General features: G+C 68.1%; 13 protein-coding genes. 8 read left to right on the top strand and 5 right to left on the bottom strand.

Translation table 11 applies throughout. From position 1 onward, the window contains the following. Nucleotides 1-5 precede the first annotated feature (5 nt). The 6 genes from DL240_RS09315 to DL240_RS09290 all read left to right on the top strand — a co-directional run bounded on the left by DL240_RS09315 (nucleotide 6) and on the right by DL240_RS09290 (nucleotide 7577). Nucleotides 6-1655: an amidase gene (locus tag DL240_RS09315; RefSeq protein ID WP_111729605.1), complete on the top strand. Its 1650-nt coding sequence runs from the start codon at nucleotides 6-8 to the stop codon at nucleotides 1653-1655. A gap of 1 nt (nucleotide 1656) precedes the next feature. Continuing rightward, nucleotides 1657-2457, top strand: a complete 801-nt coding sequence (locus DL240_RS09310) for a CheR family methyltransferase (protein ID WP_111729604.1) — start codon at nucleotides 1657-1659, stop codon at nucleotides 2455-2457. A gap of 163 nt (nucleotides 2458-2620) precedes the next feature. Continuing rightward, on the top strand, nucleotides 2621-4384 hold the full coding sequence (locus DL240_RS09305) for a hybrid sensor histidine kinase/response regulator (protein WP_111729603.1): 1764 nt from the start codon (nucleotides 2621-2623) through the stop codon (nucleotides 4382-4384). 271 nt (nucleotides 4385-4655) lie between these two features. Continuing rightward, on the top strand, nucleotides 4656-5768 hold the full coding sequence (locus DL240_RS09300) for an SDR family oxidoreductase (protein ID WP_111729602.1): 1113 nt from the start codon (nucleotides 4656-4658) through the stop codon (nucleotides 5766-5768). Between the two features lie 161 nt (nucleotides 5769-5929). Then, complete coding sequence (locus DL240_RS09295; RefSeq protein WP_111729601.1) at nucleotides 5930-6769, top strand: OmpA/MotB family protein; 840 nt, start codon at nucleotides 5930-5932, stop codon at nucleotides 6767-6769. A 73-nt stretch (nucleotides 6770-6842) separates the two neighbouring features. Further along, complete coding sequence (locus DL240_RS09290; protein ID WP_111729600.1) at nucleotides 6843-7577, top strand: hypothetical protein; 735 nt, start codon at nucleotides 6843-6845, stop codon at nucleotides 7575-7577. Nucleotides 7578-7589: 12 nt separating this feature from the next. On the opposite strand, the gene DL240_RS09285 is transcribed toward DL240_RS09290, so the two are convergent. From DL240_RS09285 to DL240_RS09275, 3 genes are read right to left on the bottom strand one after another with little or no spacing between them, the layout of a single operon-like run. Then, nucleotides 7590-9626 (bottom strand): Eco57I restriction-modification methylase domain-containing protein, encoded by a 2037-nt coding sequence (locus DL240_RS09285; protein WP_146618206.1) that lies wholly within the window; start codon nucleotides 9624-9626, stop codon nucleotides 7590-7592. Between the two features lie 6 nt (nucleotides 9627-9632). Further along, nucleotides 9633-10622 (bottom strand): PEGA domain-containing protein, encoded by a 990-nt coding sequence (locus DL240_RS09280; RefSeq protein ID WP_158542458.1) that lies wholly within the window; start codon nucleotides 10620-10622, stop codon nucleotides 9633-9635. A 48-nt stretch (nucleotides 10623-10670) separates the two neighbouring features. After that, entirely contained in the window at nucleotides 10671-12548 is a 1878-nt protein-coding gene (locus tag DL240_RS09275; protein ID WP_111729597.1) for a serine/threonine-protein kinase, read from the bottom strand. Between the two features lie 778 nt (nucleotides 12549-13326). Here DL240_RS09275 and ahcY point away from each other — a divergent pair. After that, nucleotides 13327-14808, top strand: a complete 1482-nt coding sequence (gene ahcY, locus DL240_RS09270) for an adenosylhomocysteinase (protein WP_199589784.1) — start codon at nucleotides 13327-13329, stop codon at nucleotides 14806-14808. Between the two features lie 213 nt (nucleotides 14809-15021). After that, nucleotides 15022-15903: a beta-keto acid cleavage family enzyme gene (locus DL240_RS09265; RefSeq protein ID WP_111729595.1), complete on the top strand. Its 882-nt coding sequence runs from the start codon at nucleotides 15022-15024 to the stop codon at nucleotides 15901-15903. Here the strand turns inward: DL240_RS09265 and DL240_RS09260 are convergent. Further along, nucleotides 15900-17951, bottom strand: a complete 2052-nt coding sequence (locus tag DL240_RS09260; RefSeq protein WP_111729594.1) for a hypothetical protein — start codon at nucleotides 17949-17951, stop codon at nucleotides 15900-15902. The genes DL240_RS09265 and DL240_RS09260 overlap by 4 nt on opposite strands. Then, nucleotides 17951-20437: an ArnT family glycosyltransferase gene (locus DL240_RS09255; protein WP_158542457.1), complete on the bottom strand. Its 2487-nt coding sequence runs from the start codon at nucleotides 20435-20437 to the stop codon at nucleotides 17951-17953. Before DL240_RS09255 ends, DL240_RS09260 begins: the two co-directional genes overlap by 1 nt. Between the last annotated feature and the right edge of the window lie 196 nt (nucleotides 20438-20633).

Below are 20633 nucleotides of genomic sequence, written 5' to 3'. Positions count from 1 at the left end.
GTTCGATGCGCCTGACTGGACCCGCGCTCACCATCGCCCGTAAAGCTGCCGAAAGCCCGGCAGGAGCCCTGATTCTGCGCAAACGCGCGATGGCCGACTTTGGCATCGATCGCCTGCTTGAGCTTCCGGCCTCCTCGCGCGGAACGCTGCGCTTTGATCCGCAGCCCCTGCAATCCCGGCGCAAACGGGGCTGGAACGACCAGAAGCTCGACCCGCCGTCGACGACGCCCGGACGCACCACCATGGCCGCACTCGCCAGGGCCTACCGCAGCGGTGAATCCTCCCCGGTGGAGGTCCTGGAGCGCATCCAGCAACAACTCGCCACACGCACCCTCGGCGAATCCACCCACTCCCCCTTTGTCTGCACCGACTTTGAGCGGGCCCTGGATGCCGCCGCGGCCAGCCACAAACGCCTGCAGGCCGGCAACGCCCTGGGCCCCCTCGATGGCATCCCTATCCCGATCAAAGATCAGGTCGACATGCAGGGGATGCCGGTGCGCTGTGGCACCTCGTACTTCAACCCCCGCAGCGAGAGCGATGGACACGTCATCGCCCACCTTCGCAACGCCGGCGCGCTGCTCTACGGCCGCACCCACACCACCGAATGGGGCATGAATCCCTCGGGCTTCTCGCCACATTTTGCCATGCCGCGCAACGTCTACAGCCGACACCACGGCGCCGGAGGCTCCTCCACCGGCTCGGCCGTCGCCGTCGCGCTGGGCCTGGCCCCGGTGGCTCTGGGCTCCGATGGTGGCGGCTCCATCCGCATCCCCTCCGCCCTCAACGGACTTCTGGGCATCAAACCCACCTTTGGCCGTATCGGCCGCACCGGCGACGTCTTTGGCGCGGGTACCGTCTCCACGATGGGACCGCTGGGGCAGTCCACCGCCGATCTGGTCGAATTCCTCATCGCCGCCAGCGCCCCCGATCCCCTCGACCCGGCCAGCCGCTGGGCCCCTCGCCAGCCGCGCAAGGCCGAGCAGTGGCGAAAGGCCCTGGGACGCGGGGTGCGAGGAGCACGCATCGGCTACCTCTCCTCGGAGCTCGATGCCCTCGATCCGGCACTCCAGCAGCCCACCCTCGACGCGCTGCGCCAGTTCGCCGCCGAGGGCGCCACCCTGGTGGAACTCGACCTGGAACTCGTCACCCACGCGCTGGCCATCGGCGTGCTCACCATCGGTCTGGAAACACTGGGCAACCTCACCGATCACCTCCGCGAGTTCCCCGCCGACTTCTCCGAAGAAGTCCGGGTACTGATCGCCTCGCTGCGCACCATCACCACCGAGGAGTTCATGGCCGCCCAGCGCACCCGCGAACTCCTCAAAGAGCAGCTGCGCGAGGCCCTCGATGATGTCGATCTGATCGCGATGCCCACCACCCGTACCACCGCGCTTCCCTACGACCTCAACCTCACCGGCGCACAGCTTCTCGATGACCAGGGCACCCGCGACATGTGTCGCTTCACCTTCCTGGCCAACATCACCGGGCTTCCCGCCGGCTCCATCCCGATCGGACGCCACAACGGCTTGCCCTTTGGCCTGCAGTTTATCGGCGCGGCCTTCGACGAGGCCTCGGTGCTGGCCGCCATGGCCCACGGGGAGCGCCTGGGGCTCCACCACCTGCCCGCCCCTGCCGACTACCTGGCCCTGGCCTGATATGCCCCCCTTGCCCCCCGGCACCGACCCCCTGAGTCACATCCTCCAGCGCGTCGCCACCATCAGCGGCGCGCACCTTGACCCCTTCCGCCGCGACTTCTTCTTCGAAACCATCGCGCTACGCTCCCGCAGTCTGGGGCTGAACACCCTCGACGCCTACCTCGACTACCTGGACCACCGCCCCGAAGAAGCCTTCACGCTGCTCAATGACACCTTCGTGGGCTTCACTCACTTTTTTCGAGATCCCCAGGCCTTCGACGCGCTGACCCACCAGCTAAAACGACGCCTCTCCGCCCAGAGCCCCCCCGTGCACGCCCTGGTCGGCGCCTGCTCCACCGGCCAGGAAGCCGTCTCGGTGCTCATGCTCCTGGAGCGCCTCCACACCGACACCTCCCACTTTTCGGTGCAGGCCAGCGATATCAACACTCAGGCCATCGCCCGGGCGCGTCGGGGCATCTTCGCCCGCTCCGAGGTCGAGGCCCTGCCCCCGGCCATGCGGGAGCGCTTCTTTGACGCTCAGGGCGCGCACTACAGGCTGCACGAAGCCTATCAGCAGAAACTTCACTACGAGGTCCGCGATCTTTTACGCCAGCCCCCACCTCCGGGCTACGATCTGATCTGCTGCCGTAACCTTCTGATCTATCTGCAACCTTCCGCCCAGCAGACGCTTCTTCAGCACCTGCACCACGCGCTGGCTCCGGGAGGCCTCCTCTTTATGGGGGCCTACGAATCCGCCGCCTCTCGCCCCGATCTCTTTGCCCTGGTTAACGCTCAACACAGTATCTTTACCCGCCGCTCCTGAGCCCCATTACCCCTCACACCCCCCGGCTAAATCGGTTGCACTGAAGGGTTTTCTGGCTTAATCTGGGCCCATTCAGTATGACTGCGCCGTCTGTACCGCGACTTCTCTCTTGGCGGGGAGCGTCCACCCTCTGGCCGACCTTTTGTGTGCCCATGGTAACGCTATGAATCCGAATGAAAGCGGTCTCCCAGGTCTATCCCAATTCGATCTTCGTGCCCGGGCCGAAGCCCTCCTCGATGAACATGACCCGACGGAGCTTCGCCAACACAATCTCGATGAACTGATTCGAGAACTTCGCCTGCACCAGATCGAACTCAACCTTCAAAACAAAGAACTCAAGCGCAATCAGGCCCAGCTTGAAGCCTCCCGCGAGCGCTATGTCGATCTCTACTTTCATGCCCCGGTCGGGTATCTGACCCTCAATCCCTCCGGCACGATCGAAGAGCTCAACCTGATGGCCGCCGAGCTCTTGGAGAAACCACGCGACAATCTCATCGCGAGCTCACTCGGGGAGCAGCTCACCGCCTCCAGTCGAGAGCGCTTCAATACCCACCTGGCCCAGGTCTTTAGCGGCCAAAAGAGCTGCACCTGCGAGATCACCGCGCGCCTTCCCGACGGCTCTCAAAACCACCTGCGCCTGATCAGCGTGGTGGTCGATCCCGATGGCGACGACGCCGCCCGATGCCGCACCATCCTCTTCGATATCAACGATCAGCAGCACGCCGAACGCGAACGCCGCGAACTGCAGGAGCAACTTCGCCAGGCCCACAAAATGGAAGCGTTGGGCCGCCTGGTCAGTGGCATTGCCCACGACTTCAACAACCTGCTCACCCTGATCATCGGCTACTCCAAGCTGGCCATGAACCAACTCTCAACATCCGACCCCTTCTTCGCTCACGCCCAGCAGATCCACAAAGCCGGACACCACGCCTCCGAGCTCATCGATCAACTCCTGGCGTTTAGCCGCGAGCGCGCGCCTTCCCCCGAAGCCCTCGACCTCAATGAGATCATCCTCGACATCGAGTCGATGTTGCGGCGAGTGACCGGGGATCATATCGAATTCCACCTTTCCCTGGACAAGACCCTGGGCACGGCCTGCTTCGATGCCTCCCAGTTCAAACAGGTCCTGATGAACCTGGTCATCAACGCCTGTGAAGCGATGCCCCAGGGAGGCCGCCTGACCCTGCGCAGCCGCAACATCGTGCTCAACGAACGCGCCGCTCGAAAACTCGGGTTAGAAGCAGGCCCCTTCGTGCTGATCGAGGTCGAAGATACCGGATACGGCATCCCCGAAGACGCGGTCTCGCGCATCTTCGACCCGACCTTCACCACCAAAAACAACGAAAAAACCCACGGCTACGGTCTGGCCACCTCCCAGGGCATTGTGCGCCAGCACCGGGGCGTCATCGATGTGGTCAGTCAACTCGACCAGGGGACCTCCTTTTTGATCTACGCCCCCCGCGTGGATGCCCCCACGCGCACCGAAAATCTGCCCCACACACCCACCATCCTCCTCGTCGAAGACCAGGCCGACCTGCGCCAGCTGGCCACCATGGTGCTCAACGCCGAGGGCTATAAGGTGCTCAGTGCCAGCACTCCGGCCGAAGGCGTGGACATCGCCGAGCTTCACCCCTCGCGTATCGATCTTATCGTCACCGACGTGACCATGCCCGGGATGAACGGGCGCCAGCTGGCCGAACGCGTGCTCAAGTCTCACCCCAACGCCTCGGTGCTCTACATCTCAGGCTACGATCACGAATCGGTCTGCCAGCAACGCGGCATTGACGCCCGCGCCCCCTTTCTGGAGAAACCCTTCTCCCCGGAGCGTCTGATCGAAGCCGTCCGCGCCCTGATCACGCCTGACACCGCCGAAGCGCCTGCCCCCGGACCCGGCCCTGAGTCCTACAACCTCTCCCAGTCTCCCTGAACACTCCCCCCGCCCCGGGCTGGCCCTGGCCGGGGCCACCGGCGCGCTGGGGCAGGCGCTGGCCCACCACCTGAGCGCACGCTTCGAACTCCTCGGCCTCTCCCGACACAGCACCCCCACCACTCCCGCCCTGCCCCACTGGCGCCAGACCGACCTCTTCAGCCGCCTCCAGACCTTCAACGCCCTCCAGGGCGCGTCGCTGGCCATCTACGCCGTCCACCAGACCCGTCACCGCGCTCGCCTCACCCAGGCCCACCTCGCCGACCTCGACGTGCTCTGCGCCGATAATTTCGGGCGCGCCGCCGCCCACCACGGGCTCCGCCACATCCTCTATTTGGGGTGCGACACCCCGCCCAACGCCGCCCACGACCTGGGCCGCACCCACGAGATTCACAACGCTCTGAGCGCCTACGGCGTGCCGGTCACCACCCTACGCCTGCCCCTGGTTCTCAGCCCTCAAAGCCCCCTGACACGCATCGCTCAGCACCTGGCCGCCGGCCCACGCCCGACCCTCCAGGCGAACTTCCACGCCTGCCTACGCCCCATCGCCCTGGCTGATGTCCTCGCGGCGGCCGAAGCCATCCTCACCGACCCGGCGCGCTTCGGCGACACCTTCAACCTCCACGGCCCCGAGTCGCTCAGCTTTAAAGCCCTCGTCGAACGCCTGGCCGAGCACCGCGGCCACCGCCTGCGCTGGCGCTCCTCCGGCCTCCTCCATCCCCGCGCCTCGATGCCCGCCTCCGTCGGCGTCGAATGGCGAGACATGCTCCAGGAACTCCTGGCCCAACCCTCCCGACATGAGCGCGCTTTCCCCTTCGAAGCGGCCTGCAAGCGCCCGCTCACGCCCCTGTCCCGCGCGCTCAAAGCCTGCGCTGAGGCCCCCAGGCCCGCCTCCCGCGCGCTCACCCACCGCCAGGGGCTCCCCTCCCTGGTGCGCTCCGTCCAGCGCCTGACCCTCCCCCCGGGAAAAGATGCCCGCTGGACCGCCCACGAATACGTGCGCTGGCTGCCCACCTCGCTGCGCTTCCTCATCCGCGCCACCCACGACACCGATCCCGATCACCCCTCGATCGCCCGCTTCTTTCTCGGCCCTCTGCCCTGGCCCCTGCTGGAACTCACCCTGGCCCCCGAGGTCAGCACCCCCGACCGCCAGCTCTTCTGGATCACCGGCGGACTGCTTGCCAGACCCCACCAGCCCGGGCGCCTGGAGTTTCGCCAGATCCCCCGCAGCGACCACACCATCGTGGCCATCCATGATTTTGAGCCTCGCCTCCCCTGGCTCATCTACCGCTTTACCCAGGCGCTGATGCACCTGTGGGTCGTCCACCGCTTCGAGCGCCATCTGCGCGGCGTCCAGGCCTCCCACGACTGCAAAAGGTCGTAAAACTCCCCCGGCGCCCCTTCTCGCCAGGCCCCCCGCCGCGCTATCCTCCCCTCTACTACATCTGCCGCCCCATACTGGCCGGCGCTCCCGCTCAAGCCCTCCTCACGCACGCCGGAGCGCCGGGAGCTCCTCGCATCGATGGTCTGTTAAAGGAGTATGACATGAAAAAATCACTCGTCGCCCTGCTCGCTGCCTCCCTGCTGATCGGCTGCGGAGTCCCCACCGATGAACACGAGGCGATGCTCCGCGATATGGAAAATACCAAGATCGCCCTCGCCACCACCGAACGCGAAAAAGCCGAAGTCGAAGAAGAGCTCCGCGGCCAGATCGAGACCCTGGAAGCCCGCATCGCCAAACTCGAAAACGATAAACTCGCCCTGGAAACCGAGCTCAGCGAGGCCCGCGGCGACCTGGATCTCTACGAGTCGCGTGCCGGCGGCCTGGAAGAAGCCCTGGAGGCCTCCCGCACCGAACTCGATGAGCTGCGGCGCGCCCGCGCTCAAACCGAGGCGCGCCTCCAGGAATACCGCAACCTGGCCAACCGCCTGGCCTCCATGGTCGAATCCGGCCAGCTCTCGGTCAAAATCCGCGAAGGCCGCATGGTCATTGAGCTCGCCGACAACATCCTCTTCGACTCCGGACGCACCGACATCAAGCAAGACGGCCAGAACGCCCTCCAGGAACTGGCCGCCGTGCTTCAAGAGGTCGACGATCGCAACTTCCTCGTCGCCGGACACACCGATAATGTGCCGATCAGCTCCGGTCGCTTCTCCTCAAACTGGGAGCTCTCCACGGCACGCGCCGTCGAAGTTGTGAAATTTCTGCAGGAGCAGGGCGTCAACCCCACCAACCTGGCCGCCGCCGGCTACGGAGAGTTTGACCCCATCGCCGATAACGAAGACCGTGAGATGCGCGCGCTCAACCGCCGCATCGAGATCATCTTGATGCCCAACATCGAAGAGCTGCCGTCGGTGCCCGACGACGTCTTCCAGGGCTCGTAAGCCCCGGCTGCGGGCGCCCCATCCACCGGCGCACCTGCCGCCCCCGGGCGCCCGCAGCACCGAGATCCCCACCATGCCCCTCGCCATACTGCCCCTCCTCCTTGTGCTGCTTCTGCAGGCCGCCTGCGCCACGGTTCCCGATCCGCCCCCGCCCAACCTGGACCTCGATCGCAACGAGACCGTCCAGCGGCTGGCCTCGGTCCATGAATCCGAGGTCGCCATCGTCCAGGATCTCCAACGCCTGGATAACCTCCTGCTCTCACTGAGCACGCTGACCAATCGCCAGCGCGATGAGACCTTCCCCACCGACCTCTTTCGCCTGGTGGCGGTCAGTTGCCTCAACACCGAGTACGCCCCGGCGGCCACCAGCGCCCCCCCCACCACCGGCGCGCCGCTGACCTGCCGTCCCGCGCACCTGGATCGCCTCAACCAGGCCATCGGCACCCTGGAGCTCGACGCGCGCAACGACGCCCTGCGCCTGCTCTTTCTCGTCGACCAGATCCGCCTGCTCAAAGGCAGCCTGCGCATGCGCCTGGCCGCCATGCCCGCCCAGATCGCCGACCACCGCGAGTTCATCGCCGCCAGCCGCACCAACGTGCGCCAGATCGAAGCCGACTACGCCCGCCGGCGAGCGCTCTTCAGCGCCGCCGGCTGGAGCCAGGTCAACCAGGTTCTGGGGGATCAGCGCAACCTTTTGCGCCAGTTCGACCGCCGCCTCAACGAGGTCAGCGCCGCCTACCCCGACTGGCCCGCCCGCGTCGACACCCTGACCACCGCCGTCTATTTCCGCCTCTCCCGCATGCGCTGACCCCCGGCTGGCTCAGCTCAACGCCAGCCCGTGGCCCCGGTAGAGCCCTACCAGCGCGTGATGCGCCTCCACCGAGGCGCCCACCGGCGGTCGAATCCCCACCTCATAGAGTTCGGCCACCTCCGCCTCCAGCGCCGCCTCCAGCGCCTTGAGCCTGGCGAGCAACGCCCGCAGCTCCCCGGCCGAGAGCGCGGCCTGCCCCTGAAGCACGCTGCCCCCCAACCCCTGGTGGGCCCGACGCACCCCCGCCACCTGGGCGCGCACCAGCGCCGCGATCCGGCGCGCCTTCGCCTCGCTGAGCCGCGGCACCGGCAGCGCGCGCACATCGCTGACCTGAAAATGCAGCGTCGGATTGAGCGCCCGCAACAGACGCCGGGCCGGACCGCTGTTCAGCACCCCCAGCAACGCCGCGTTGCGCTCCTCAAAACTCAACCCCGCCAACCACTGCGGGCGCACAAAAATCGCCGGCCCCGTCATGTCAAACACACACCCCGCCGGCATCCACCGCGCGTTAAAACGCCCGCCGGCAAAGTCCGTGTAGCAGATCCCCTCGCGCCCCACGTAGGCCTCCGAGAGCAGGTTCGAGGTGCGGTTGCTCGCGTAGAACTCCCGGGCCTGCTCCGACCAGTCCACCACCCACTCCCAGTTGCCCCACCAGGGCGCAAAACGCCCGCCCTTGCTGTAGAAGCGCCAGCGCCCCGAGGCCTCCCCCTCCTCCCAGAGCCCCGGCGTATGCGTGATCTTTGCCGGGTCCACCTGGTCAAAACGCCTCACAAAGCGGCGGTTGGCCCCGGTCTTATTCTGCCCCCCGGGCACCTCGGCGATGGCGTCCAGGGGCTCAGCCTCATCAAACCAGCGCAGCAGCTCCCCCGGCAGCTCATAGCAAAAGGGCCGCCCGGGCACCGCACGCGCTCGCCAGGGCTCAAAACGCTGCGGGGCGCGCTCCCGATAGGCCCGCTCCTTATCCTGCGGGCCGCGAAGCCCGCGCAGATCCCAGACCCGGGTGGCCTCCCCGGCCCCCTCCCCCATCGTCTGCACAAAGCCCACCACGCTGGCCTTCTCCCCGCTCAACCCCCAGAACGCCCCGGCGCCCAGGTGCAGAAAGTCGCGGAGTTCGCCGGCCTCCAGCAACGCCCGCCGCGCGGCCTGAAAGCCTTTGAGATAAAAGATCCCCTGCTGCACCAGCAGCCCCACCGACTGCGAGGCCAGCTCCTGGCAGCGCTTGATAAAGGCCGCGTAGAGGTCGCGCTCAAAGGGCCGGTACCGCTCCTTGAGCAGCGCGCGCAGCTCCTCGGGCATCGAGCGCCAGCCCATGTAGGGCGGGTTGGTCAACACCACGTCAAACACCTCGGACTCCCCCACCAGCGCGTCACGGCAGACGATCTGCGCGTCGATGCGCGCCTCCCCCTCCGCTGTGCGCCGGCCCAACAAGCGGGCCAGCTCCAGCTTCAGCGTGAGCCGGGCCACCGCCACCGCCCGCGGGTCGAGATCCCAGCCCCAGAGCCCGCTCACCGCCCGCAGAGGATCCCTCCCCTGATCCACCCACACCTGAAGCGCCGCCAGCAACATCTGCGCGCCGCCCACCGCCGGATCGAGCACCCGGGTGGCCTCTCCTCCCGCCATCGCGCGCCGCGCCAGCGCATCGGCCACCCAGCGCGGGGTGTAGAGCTGCGTGGAGACCGTGGCCGACCCGTGGCGCTCACCGCGCTGCACATGTCCCTCAAAGCTCTCCAGACGCCCCACCGACGACCACCCCTGATGCAGCCAGCCCAGCGCGTGCGGGTCCTCAAAGAGCGCATCGGGCCACGCGCCCAGCGCCTCGTCCAGCCCCAGCTTGGCGGCCGCCGCCAGCGCATCCTCCTCAGCGATCGGCGACACCTTAAGCCCCAGACACCCCTGACGCCGGGCCGCCCCGGCGGCCATCAACGCCCCGTGCCAGTGCGCAGAACTCACCGACTCGCCACGCGCCAACGCCTCGGAGAGCAGGACTTCGAGGCGCCCCACCAGCCCGGGCGCCGCCTTCGCTTCATGTTCCGATGAAAGACTCACGGCGCGTCAGAAACGCCCCCGCAGGCCCACGCCCACGGTGTCGCCCAGCGGCCCCACGCCCACCGCCTCCAGGCCCGCCTGCTCGGCGCCGGCGCCGGCGTCATCGGCGAGGAGCTGCCACACCAGCAACGCGCCGGCGGTGGTGATCGCGGCCCCGCCCACCACCGCCGCCCCGATCGTCAGCCCCCGGTAGGTCGCCTCCCGACGCTCGATGGCGTACTTATCCACCTCATTCTGCGTGGAGCGACGGTCTTGCAAGAGCTCGGAGCGCTCCGCAGCGGCGTCATTGGCCAGCCCGTTAAACACCGGGGTCAACACCAGCGCCCCCGCGCCCACCACCGCCAGCGACACCGGCACCCAGGTCGAGCGCCACACCGAACGATCCGCCTCCGCAAAGCCCCCCTGCGGCGTCAGCCCCGGGCGCAGCACCACCCGCTGCCCCTGAGGCACCTGCACCTGCTCCTCGACCACCTCGTAGCCCTCCAGCTCCACGATCAGCCGGTACTCCCCGGGCTCCACGTTGAGCTCGATCGGCGTCACTCCCCGCATCCCATCCTCGCGAGAGCCCACGTACACCCGCGCCCCCTCCGGACGGGTGATCACCTCAATCGAGGTCCGCGCGCGACGGGCCAGGCGCCCCTCGATCACCTCAATCGTGCTCTCAATTCGCCCCCGCTCCTCGGCCTGTGGCTCCGCGTTGAGAAAGCTGCGGTAATACTCCACCGCCCGCGCATCCTCCCCCAGACGCTCGTAGGCCAGCCCCAGCCGGTAGAGAAAATCGGGCAGCGGAGCCAGCTCATAGGCCCGATGAAAAAGCTCCACCGCGGTCTGGAACTCCCCGGCGTCGTAAGCAGCCGTCCCGGAGTCGATCAGCTCGATCAGCTCAACCTTCTCCGCTTCGCTGAGCGCATCAAAAGGCTCCGCCGCCACCGCCACACTGGCACACAGACACATCAACACCGCCGCCAGCACCGCCCACACCACTCGCTTCTTCATCCGCATCCGTCCTTACCCGAATCTTCGACATCATCGTCCCGGCCGGTCTTACTCTCCGGAACGCAACCGGCGCAACCGCTCGCGCAGCGCCGAGTCGGTCTGGTTCCCTTTATCGCGCACCTGTGCGGCGTTCTGGACCGCGTCCTCGCCAGTGGGCTCATCAGCTCCGGCCGGCGCCTCGTCCTGCGCCCGGGCCTCCCGGCGCGCTTTGCGACGCGCCGCTGCCTCCCGCACGCGCTCCCGCTCGCTACGCTCCTGCGCGGCCTGGCGCTCGGCGGCCACCCGGGCCAACGCGGCCTGCGTCGCGGTCAACTCCCGCACCTTGAGCACCGCCTCCGCCCCCGCCTCCGCGCCGGCGCTGCGGGCATGAATATGAAAGTCGCCCTCGACCTCCGGGGCGCGCTCAAGCTCCGGCGGCGTCGCTTCAACCTCGACAAGGGCCGGCGAGTTCACCGGCGCCCCCGCCGGCTCCCCACCCTTATCTCCCATCAGCCACACCGCCCCCCCGGCTCCCAGCACCGCCACCACCGCCACCGCCGCCACCAGCCCGGTCCGACGCCGCCCCGCCGGCTCCTCCAGGTCCACCGGCATCGTGGCCAGCGGCCCCCGGATGCGGGCGACCTGCACATCCACCTGCGACTCCCCGGTGATCGTATCGCGGCGCGCGCTCTTAAGCTCGGGCCCTCGGGGGGCGCCACCAAACTCCGGCAGCGTGTCCGCCTCCCCCTCGGCGCCCACCCGCACCGGCTCTTGCTCTGCCGGCGTCCGCATCAGCCGGGTGGGCATGCTCTCAAACTCGTCGGTCCCGGGCACCGCGCCAAACCCGCCGGTCTGCGGCGTCTGACGCTGACGCTGCGCCTGCGTGGAGCTGGGCGCCGCCCGGCGATCAGTATCGAGATGCGGCATCAACCAGCCCTCAAAGGCCTCCACCCCGGCTCGCCCCGCATCCAGACGCACCGGGCGCAGCTGATGGCGCATCCGCAGCTGATCGATCTCATCGCGCACCTCCCGCGCCGACGCCGGCCGCTCCTCGGGAGCCTTGGCCAGCAGGCGGTAGCAGAGCGCCTCGACGTCCTCCGGCAGACTCCCCACTCCCACCAGATGCCGCAACGAAGGCGGGCTCTTCTGGAGATGGCTGAACAAGATCTGCAGGCTTGTCTCCCCGCTAAAGGGCACCATCCCGCTGAGCATCTCAAAGAGAATCACCCCCAGCGCGTAGAGGTCGGTGCGCCCGTCGATCGCGTGATTCTGGGCCTGCTCCGGCGCCATGTACGCCGGCGTCCCGCAGATCATGCCCGTCTTGGTGATCTGCGTGCTCTGCTCCAGCGCCCGGGCGATCCCGAAATCCAGCACCTTCACCTGCACCGTCCCGTCGCTCACCGGCAGCAGCACCAGATTATCCGGCTTGAGATCGCGGTGAATGATCCCGCGGGCGTGCGGCTCGGTCAGTGCCCCACACACCTGGTAGACCACCTCCAACGCCATGTTCACCCGCAAGCGCCCCTGTTCCAGCAGTTCTCCCAGACCGATCCCCCGCACCAACTCCATCACCAGGTAGAGCAGATCGCGGGAGCGATCCTGACCAAAATCAAAGAGGCTCACGATGTTGGCGTGACTCAACTCCGAGACGACCTTGGCCTCGCGAAAGAAGCGCTCCAACGCCTTCTCACGATCGCTCATCTCCGGGCGCAGCACCTTGATCGCCACCTCCCGGTTCACCGAGAGCTGCACCCCGGCGTAGACCGCGCCCATGCCCCCCACGCCCAGCAGGCGCTCAATCCGAAAGCGCTCATCAATCACCTGCCCCAGCAAGGGATCCGGCGCCGCCTGCGGCGAGTCGAGCAGAAAGAGGCGACTGCCATCGTCGGGGCAGACCTCCAGCTCGCCATCAAAACGCTGCTGACATTGGGGGCAATATAGCTTCATGCTCGCCTCGGCGCCGCACACCCGAATCGTTGGCGGTGGCGACCTTCCCTGGATCAAAGTTCTGCGACATCCGGCACGTATCCCCTCGCACCGACCGGAGACTCCTGCCCCGACTTTGCCGCGTATTCACATTCACTGCGCACGACTTGCGCCATCGTAGGTCGCCCCTGAATCAGGGTCAACGTCGCAGACCTCGCAGGCGCTCTCCCCCGGCCTCTTTCTACCTCCCACGGCTCAAACACAGCCGACGAACACGTCGACACGCCCTTCCGAAACTCAAACACCTCCGTCGAACACTTCGACGCGCCTTCCCGCAAATCAACCCCCCCCGTCGCGCGCTCCGACACGCCTCTTTCAGTCTCAAACACCCCCGTCACGCACTCCGACGCGCCTCTTTCACGTGCAGACACCTGCGTCGCGCACTCCGACGCACCTCTTTCATTTTAAAACACACGCGTCGAAGCGCATGGGAGCTGGCCCCGCGGGGGTTGGGCGCCAGTGGGCCCCGGCACACAACGGGGTCGCGGCGACGCCTTTTCCCCCTTCTCCCCGGGGCCCACGCTTGACAGGAATAGGCTCTTTTGGTCAACCCTTTGCCCGACACCACCGCTCTCTGGACGCCGCACACCGCACTTTGCGCCAGAGCAGACGTTTTGGGCTCATCGCCACTCGCGAACCTCAGGCACGCTGCCCCTCCTGGGCGCACCTTATCTTTTACCTTCATCTTGCAAGGGAGCTCTCCATGACCAGCTCGCCAGCCGACGTGATCCCCCCCTTCATGAACACCGGTCGCCCGCTGCTGACCAATGACCCCTTCGTGGTCGCCGACCTCTCCCCGGAAACGGTGGCCTTTGGCCGCAAAGAGATCGAGCTGGCCGAAGCCGAGATGCCCGGGCTGATGGCGCTGCGCGAGCAGTATGGCGAGGCCCAGCCCCTTAAAGGCGCGCGCATCATGGGCTCGTTGCACATGACGATTCAGACCGCCGTGCTCATTGAGACCCTGGTGACCCTGGGCGCCGACGTGCGCTGGGCCTCCTGTAACATCTACTCGACCCAGGATCACGCCGCGGCCGCCGTGGCCGTCGGCCCCGAAGGCACCGCCGATAATCCCCAGGGCGTGCCCGTCTTTGCCTGGAAGGGTGAGACGCTGGAAGAGTACTGGTGGTGCACCTTCCAGGCGCTGAACTGGCCCGACGGACAGGGCCCCAACCTCATCCTTGACGACGGGGGCGACGCCACGCTCCTGGTCCACAAGGGCTTTGAGTTTGAGCAGAACAACATCAGCGCCGACCCCTCCACCACCGATAACGCGGAGTTCCGCGTGGTGCTCTCGGTGCTCAAGGAGCTCCAGGGTCTGGACAAGGGCTACTGGAGCCGCACCGCCCCCAACATCCGCGGCGTCAGCGAGGAGACCACCACCGGGGTGCATCGCCTCTACCAGTCGCAGAAAGAGGGCACGCTGCTCTTCCCGGCGATCAACGTCAACGACGCCGTCACCAAGAGCAAGTTCGACAACGTCTACGGCTGCCGCCACTCCCTGGTCGACGCCATCATGCGCGCCACCGACGTGATGCTCGCCGGCAAGCGCGCCCTGGTCGCCGGCTACGGCGATGTGGGCAAAGGCTCGGCGCAGTCGCTCTCCAGCCAGCGGGCCCGCGTGGCCGTCACCGAGATCGACCCCATCTGCGCGCTCCAGGCCTGCATGCACGGCCTCGACGTCATCACGATGGAGCAGGCTCTGGAGCTGGGCTACGACATCTACGTGACCGCCACCGGCAACTTCAACGTCATCACCGCCGACCACATGAAGCGGATGAAGCATAACGCCATCGTCTGCAACATCGGCCACTTCGATAACGAGATCGATATGGCCGGTCTGGAGGCGATGCGCGAGCGCGGCGAAGTTGAGAAGATCCAGATCAAGCCCCAGGTCCACGAGTGGAAGTTCAAGGAAACGGGCAACTCCATCATCATCCTGGCCGAAGGTCGCCTGGTGAACCTGGGCTGCGCCACCGGCCACCCCAGCTTCGTGATGAGCGCCTCGTTCACCAACCAGGTGCTGGCGCAGATGGAGCTGCACGCCAACGCTGAAGCCTACGGCAAGGATGTCATCACCCTGCCCAAGCACCTCGACGAAATGGTCGCCAAACTCCACCTGGGCAAGCTCGGCGCGCAGCTCACCAGCCTGAGCAAAGAGCAGGCCGAGTACATCGGCGTGGGCGTCGAAGGCCCCTTCAAGCCCGACTACTACCGCTACTGATCGCCTGAGACGTCGCCGCCGGCTCAAACCGGCCGCGGCGCCCCGGCACGCATCACCCTTTAGGGGCCCTCGCTTTGATCGCGAGGGCCCTTTTTTTGTGGCCGCCGCTCGACACCCGGCGCCGCGCGGCGTTCTTGGGTACACGCAGGCGACGTTGCTGCTCGTCACTCCCCGCTGGCCTCGCCAGCCCCGCCGACTCTGGAGGAGAGCCCCATGGCCCCGAGCCCCGACCCCGTGGTGATCACCTGCGCGCTCAACGGCGCGCACCGCGACCCGGCGCCCCGCACCCCCGTGCAGATGGCCGACGAGGCCCGGCAGGCCTACGAGGCCGGGGCCTCGATGGTGCACCTGCACCTGCGCGATCCGCAGGATGGGCAAACCCCCTCCTGGGATCCGGCCCGGGCCCGCGAGGTCGCCGACGCGATCCTGGCCCGGGTCCCCGACATCATCCTCAACCTGAGCACCGACGTCATCGGCAACGATCTCTCCGGACCGCGGGCCTGCCTGGAGGCCGTCCGCCCGGAGATGGCGGCGCTCAACGCCGGCTCCCTCAACGACTTAAAACTGCGTCGCGACGGGCAGTGGGCCGAAGCGCCGACGCTGGTGGACAACCCGGTCAGCAAAATCGGCGCCTTTCTGGAGCTGATGGCACACCACCAGATCGTGCCCGAGTGCGAGTGCTTCGACACCGGTATCGTGCGCTCGCTCTCGTTGTTGGAGCGCCACGGCCTGCTCCAGCCCCCTTACCTGGTGAGCTTTGTGCTGGGGATGGCCAGCGGCATGCCCGCTCGCCAGGATCTGATGCCCATCCTCCTCGACGAAGCCCCGGCCCGGGCCCCCTGGCAATCGGTGGTGATCGGGGGTCAGGAGGTCTGGCCGATCCACCGCCGCACAGCCGAGCTGGGGGGCCACCTGCGCACCGGCGTGGAAGACACCCTGTACCTGCCCGACGGCACCAGGGTTTGCGGCAACGGCCCGCTGATCGAGGCGATGACCGCCCTGGCCCGCGAGGTCGGCCGAGAGCCGGCCACCCCGGCCCAGGCCCGCGCGATTCTTTTGGGACACGTCGACCAGGGAGCTGCGGGCCCACGTTAAGCCGGAGCCTGGCCGGAGGACTCGTCGATGTCCTGAGCCCCCTCGCCACCGGAGGGATAGAGACGCGCAAAGACCACCGCGCCCAGGTGCAGCGCCAGCGCCACCACCAGCAGCGCCAGCGCCCAGAGCTGGAGGCCAGGCGGACCGGCCACCGCGCCCAATCCGTAGTACCCGGCCCACACCTGATCGGTGGCGCCGCGCACCATGCCCGAGAGGGGGCTCAGCCCGGCCACCCCCACGCAGAACATCGTCCACACGACCATGCGCGCCGGCCCCAACCCCCGGGGCGCTCCGGGCCACCACCGACGTACGCGCTGACCCAGCGCCGGCGAGCCTCCCACGAGCATCCAGACCAGGCCGCCGAGGAGCAGGGCGTTGAGCAGGAGTCCGCCGGCCACCAGCGCGCCGCGGCTCCCCCTTAAGTCCAGGGCCCGCACCGCGTCCAGCCAGCCGAACTCCTCGCGCACCGCCGGCGAACTCTCCAGCTCAGCCGGCGACTCAATGGCGGTGGCCTGAAGATGCGCCAGGAGCGCGTCACCCACGAGCATCGTCTGCGTGTGGCCTTCCAGCAGGGCCTGAGGCTGATCGCCCCGGGCCCGGGCCTGGCTCGTGGCCCCGGAGACCTCCAGCAGCTGGGCGCGCTCCCCGGAGGGCTCCAGCGCCTGGAGCCAGGCCCGGGCCTCGGGGCTCGTCAGCGCGTCGCTGCCCACCACATCGGGCATCGCCCACACCACCGACGCCTGCTGCGCCAGACGCCCGAGTTCCCCCAGGTTCCAGAAGCTCATGGCGAGCAACGCACCAAACATCAACCCATCGCCCACCACGCGGCGGCGGCTCTGGCCGCGCCCCAGCCCCACCACCGCGCCGCCGCCCAGCAGGGCCAGCAAGAGCCCCAGCCCCAGGGCCAGGTGCTGATCGACCTGGCGCACCGCCCGCTCCACCACCGCGGCGGGACCGGCCTGAGCCACGGGCAAGAGCCCCAGCGCGCGCCGGGCAGCCGGCAGCCCCTCGGCGTTGGGCGCGATGGTCTCCAGGCGTTGCAGCAGCTCGACAGCGCTGACCACCGGCGCGTGCTCCCCGGGCCCCTCCCCGGCACTCCCGGGCTCGTGGCTGGCCAGGGAGTCCATCAGATCGCGACTCCAGAGCGTGGCAAAGCTCAGGGCCACCGGGCTGGTCAGGGCCTCGGGGCGCACGCCGGCCTCCACCATCGCGATCAGCGCCCGTTCAAAGGCCCGCTCGGCCGGGGCGTGCAGCCCGCGGTAGTGCAGCCTCATGCTCGCGCGCAAGAGGTCGTACCAGGGCGCCGGGGCGTTGGCCGCGTCGTTGGCCGCGCGCACCGCCGGGGCGTGGCGCTCCAGGCGCAGCAAGGCCTCGGCCCGGTAGAGATCAAAATAAAGGTTGGTGCGGTCCCCCCGAGCCCGGGCCTCCATGGCCTGGAGCAACGCCGAGTCGCCCGGGCCCGGGCTCAGCGCGTCGGGGTCGGGCACCGAGACGGCGCCGGGCTCCCGGGCCAGATCAACCTCCGGGAGCCACATCGCGTCCTGCATCGCGCCCAGGGTCTCCGACCAGCGCCAGGGCCCGCCCCAGGCCACCGCCTCGCCAGGGGTGTATCGAAGCTCGGTGGGGGGATCGCCGGCCAGGGTCAGTCGGAGCGCGGGGGGCTCTCCCTCGACCCGCTCCATCGCCACCAGCGGCGCCGGCAACGCCACGCGCTCCACCACCGCCCGGGCCTCCACATCAAAGGCCAGCAGCTCGGCGCGCACCCCGTAGTAGGCACGCCCTCCCAGGCGCACCGGCCCCACCGGCAGGCGACCGCCCTGGTTTTCACGGTAGCGCCCCGGAGCCCCGTAGAGCGCGGGGTGCACCACCTCGGCCACCACCTGCCCCGCGGCCACGCAGCGCACGCCCCCCTCGATCGCCTCGACCTCGCAGGCCTCGGCGCCCGATTCCGGCGCCGGAGCCGGTGGCTCCGGCTGAGCCGCGGCCACCGCTCCCAACGTCATCCATCCCGCCAACACCCCCCAGAAAAGCACCTGCTTCACCCGCATCAGAACGCCTCAATCTCAATCGTGGCCACCTTCACCCGGTTCTGGCCATCCTGGCCCTTACGCGGGGTGACCTGCATGCGCTTCTCACCCCGGTAAAAGCCCATCCAGATGGTGTAGGTCCCGGGCGTCGAGTAGCGATCGATGGTCAGGCTGTGGCGATCGCTCACGATATCGCCCTCCAGCCAGCGGTTGGTCGGGTAATGACCGCCCACCGGATCGTGATCCGCCCCGATGCGATTTCCGGGAGTGTCGATATGCACGAAGATCTCCTGATCGCTGGTCACTCGCCGCAGAGTCTCGAAGTAGAGGGTCATCTCCAGCTCTTCGCCCCAGGCGTACACCGGCGGCTGCCCCTCAGCGCCCTTCTTGTTGAGCTCATAACCGATCAGCGCGATCTGCCGATTAAACTCCGGCGACTCGCCCGGCGTATTCTCCACGGTGATCGGCGAGGCGCTCTCGGGCAGCGCGTCGAGCAGCACGCCGGCCAGCGGGCTCTGATCGACTTCGCCCGGGCCCAGCTGGTTGCTCACCAGCACCATCGTCGATGAGCTGTTATCGACCACCACCAGGTCGGCCTTATGGGCACGACGCACATCGGAGTGCACCGCGGCCAGGCGATCGCGGGGGATCAGCGCAAAGAAGCGCTCCTCATCCGCAAAACGCGCATTGAACGCGCGGGCGTGGGCGATCGACTCCAGCCCCCGCACATAGAAGTCGGAGTCGCTGGCGTCGAAGCCATAACGCAAGAGGGGCTCATCGTCCTGACGCACCTCCAGATAGCTGGCCACGACCTTGCGGTTGGAGAGGTTAGAATCGAGATCGGGCAAAAACACCCCGACCAGAAGCAGGGCCCAGCTCAGCGCCCCGAGCGTGGCCACGATCACCAGGCCTCGATACCCTTCGGCAAAGGCCGCCAGGCGCTGCAGCGGCCCCGAGCCCTGGCGGAAGGCCTCGCGCTCGGCCGCACGCACCTCGCCAGGGCTCTCCAACGCCACCTCGGCGGCCTCGCTCACCGGCTCCTGACGCTGTGGCGCCTCCTCCTTGCCGCGCCAGGTGCGCCAGCTGCGCCCCAGCCAGGCCCAGAACACCTTGAGATCGCGCCAGGCAAAGACCAGCCAGCTCAGCGCCCCGGCAAAATAGGCCGCCAGCAGCGCCACATACCCGTACTTCCACAGCTTGAGCGCGCGCCCCAGCTCGTAGTCCTCGCCAAGGCCCAGCTCATCCTGTCCGCCGGTCACCAACTCGACCAGGCGCGGCGGGAAGCGCTCCAGATCTTTGCCCAGCATCATGACCACAAAGATCACGCTGAGCGCGATCAGGAGGTAGAGCTGAGGCTTCAGGCGCAGCTCATCCCAGTAGCGCCGATCCGAGAGCGCCCAGCCCACGCCCAGCGCCAGCGGCACAAAGGCCGCGTAGCTGGCGTGGCCCCAGCGCCCGCCGATCACCATGACCACAAAGGCCACCGCCGGCCAGAGCATCAGCACCCGCGCGATCGCGGCACTCCCCACATCAACCGGCTCGCCATCGCCCTCCGACTCGCCAGCAAGGCGCCAGCTCATGTAGCCGTAGGCCGCAAACGAGAGCGCAAACCAGGGGAAGAACCCAAACCCAATCTGGCGCAGCCACCAGGCGAAGGTCCCCGATGCGTTCACGTCTTCGGCAAACGCCATCTGGCTTAAGAGGTGGCCAAAGCCCTGCTCCTGGCCCAAAAGCACCAGCGTCACCAGGGCCGGCGCCACCCACACAAGCCCCGGCCAATGGAGCAACACGCGCCCCACCGGGCGACCGCCCCCGCGGGCGCGCCACTCCAGCAGCGCGACCAGCCCCAGGGTGAGCACCGGCAGGGCCAGGCCCACGACGCCGGCCTCCCACACCGCCAGCGCCAGCGTGGCCGCGCCCATGCCCAGCCAGCCGTAGTCGGCCGCCGAGAGCTTCAGGCCCGAGGTCTCCTCCGAGGCCTCACGCCGCGCCTGCGACGTCAGCGCCACGGCCAGCAACCCCAGCACCGCCAGCGAGCTGGTGAACATCAGCGCCATGGGTCCCGACACAAAGATCGCCCCCAGGATCATCGCCGGCGTCGTCGCCAGCACCACCGCGCTCATCGCGCCGGCGCGCTCCCCGAGAAAGCGGCGCGTCCAGAGCCAGACCCCGAGCAGGAGCAAAAGCCCCATGATCATCACCGGCGCGCGGGCGCTGCGCTCGGCCCGACCGATCTCGCCAGACTCCACCACCGGCTGTGCATCGACCTGAGAGCTTAAGAGCCAGAGCCGCAGCCCCGAGAAGCGTCCCTCATCCGGCGTCGCGGCGGGTTCTCTGGCGGCCTCAGCCTCGGCGCCCTCCTCCTCGACCGGGGCCTCGGCGTCGACCTCCATCGCCAGACGCACCGCCCCCGACTCCCAGGGCTCCCAGATGCCCAGGTTGCCCGCGCTCCCGATCACCAACACCGCACTCATGGCCACGACCAACGCGGCAACGACTCTCGCCATCATGCTATCCTCACCGCGGCGCCGGGCCGCCTGTGCTCGAAACGATCCGCTGCGGATCGTCCTTACGTTCACCTCTCCCCTCCGAGCCACACGTGCAGGCGCGCGCGTCGCCTAAAGCAGGGCGCTCCTTCGGTAAAACACATCCAAAGCGCGCGCAGGGCACTCAGGGGCGCCGGTGGTATCATAGCGGCGCGTC

The organism is Lujinxingia litoralis, assembly GCF_003260125.1.
GTDB classification, from domain to species: Bacteria; Myxococcota_A; Bradymonadia; order Bradymonadales; family Bradymonadaceae; genus Lujinxingia; species Lujinxingia litoralis.
The sequence above is the reverse complement of the archived record's forward strand: the minus strand, read 5'-3'. Positions and strand labels throughout refer to the sequence as shown.

Coding starts and splice junctions, on each gene's coding strand:
- DL240_RS09315 (WP_111729605.1), top strand. CDS start 6: ATGCGCCTGACTGGACCCGCGCTCACCATCGCCCGTAAAGCTGCCGAA.
- DL240_RS09310 (WP_111729604.1), top strand. CDS start 1,657: ATGCCCCCCTTGCCCCCCGGCACCGACCCCCTGAGTCACATCCTCCAG.
- DL240_RS09305 (WP_111729603.1), top strand. CDS start 2,621: ATGAATCCGAATGAAAGCGGTCTCCCAGGTCTATCCCAATTCGATCTT.
- DL240_RS09295 (WP_111729601.1), top strand. CDS start 5,930: ATGAAAAAATCACTCGTCGCCCTGCTCGCTGCCTCCCTGCTGATCGGC.
- DL240_RS09290 (WP_111729600.1), top strand. CDS start 6,843: ATGCCCCTCGCCATACTGCCCCTCCTCCTTGTGCTGCTTCTGCAGGCC.
- DL240_RS09280 (WP_158542458.1), bottom strand. CDS start 10,622: ATGAAGAAGCGAGTGGTGTGGGCGGTGCTGGCGGCGGTGTTGATGTGT.
- DL240_RS09275 (WP_111729597.1), bottom strand. CDS start 12,548: ATGAAGCTATATTGCCCCCAATGTCAGCAGCGTTTTGATGGCGAGCTG.
- ahcY (WP_199589784.1), top strand. CDS start 13,327: ATGAACACCGGTCGCCCGCTGCTGACCAATGACCCCTTCGTGGTCGCC.
- DL240_RS09265 (WP_111729595.1), top strand. CDS start 15,022: ATGGCCCCGAGCCCCGACCCCGTGGTGATCACCTGCGCGCTCAACGGC.
- DL240_RS09260 (WP_111729594.1), bottom strand. CDS start 17,951: ATGCGGGTGAAGCAGGTGCTTTTCTGGGGGGTGTTGGCGGGATGGATG.
- DL240_RS09255 (WP_158542457.1), bottom strand. CDS start 20,437: ATGGCGAGAGTCGTTGCCGCGTTGGTCGTGGCCATGAGTGCGGTGTTG.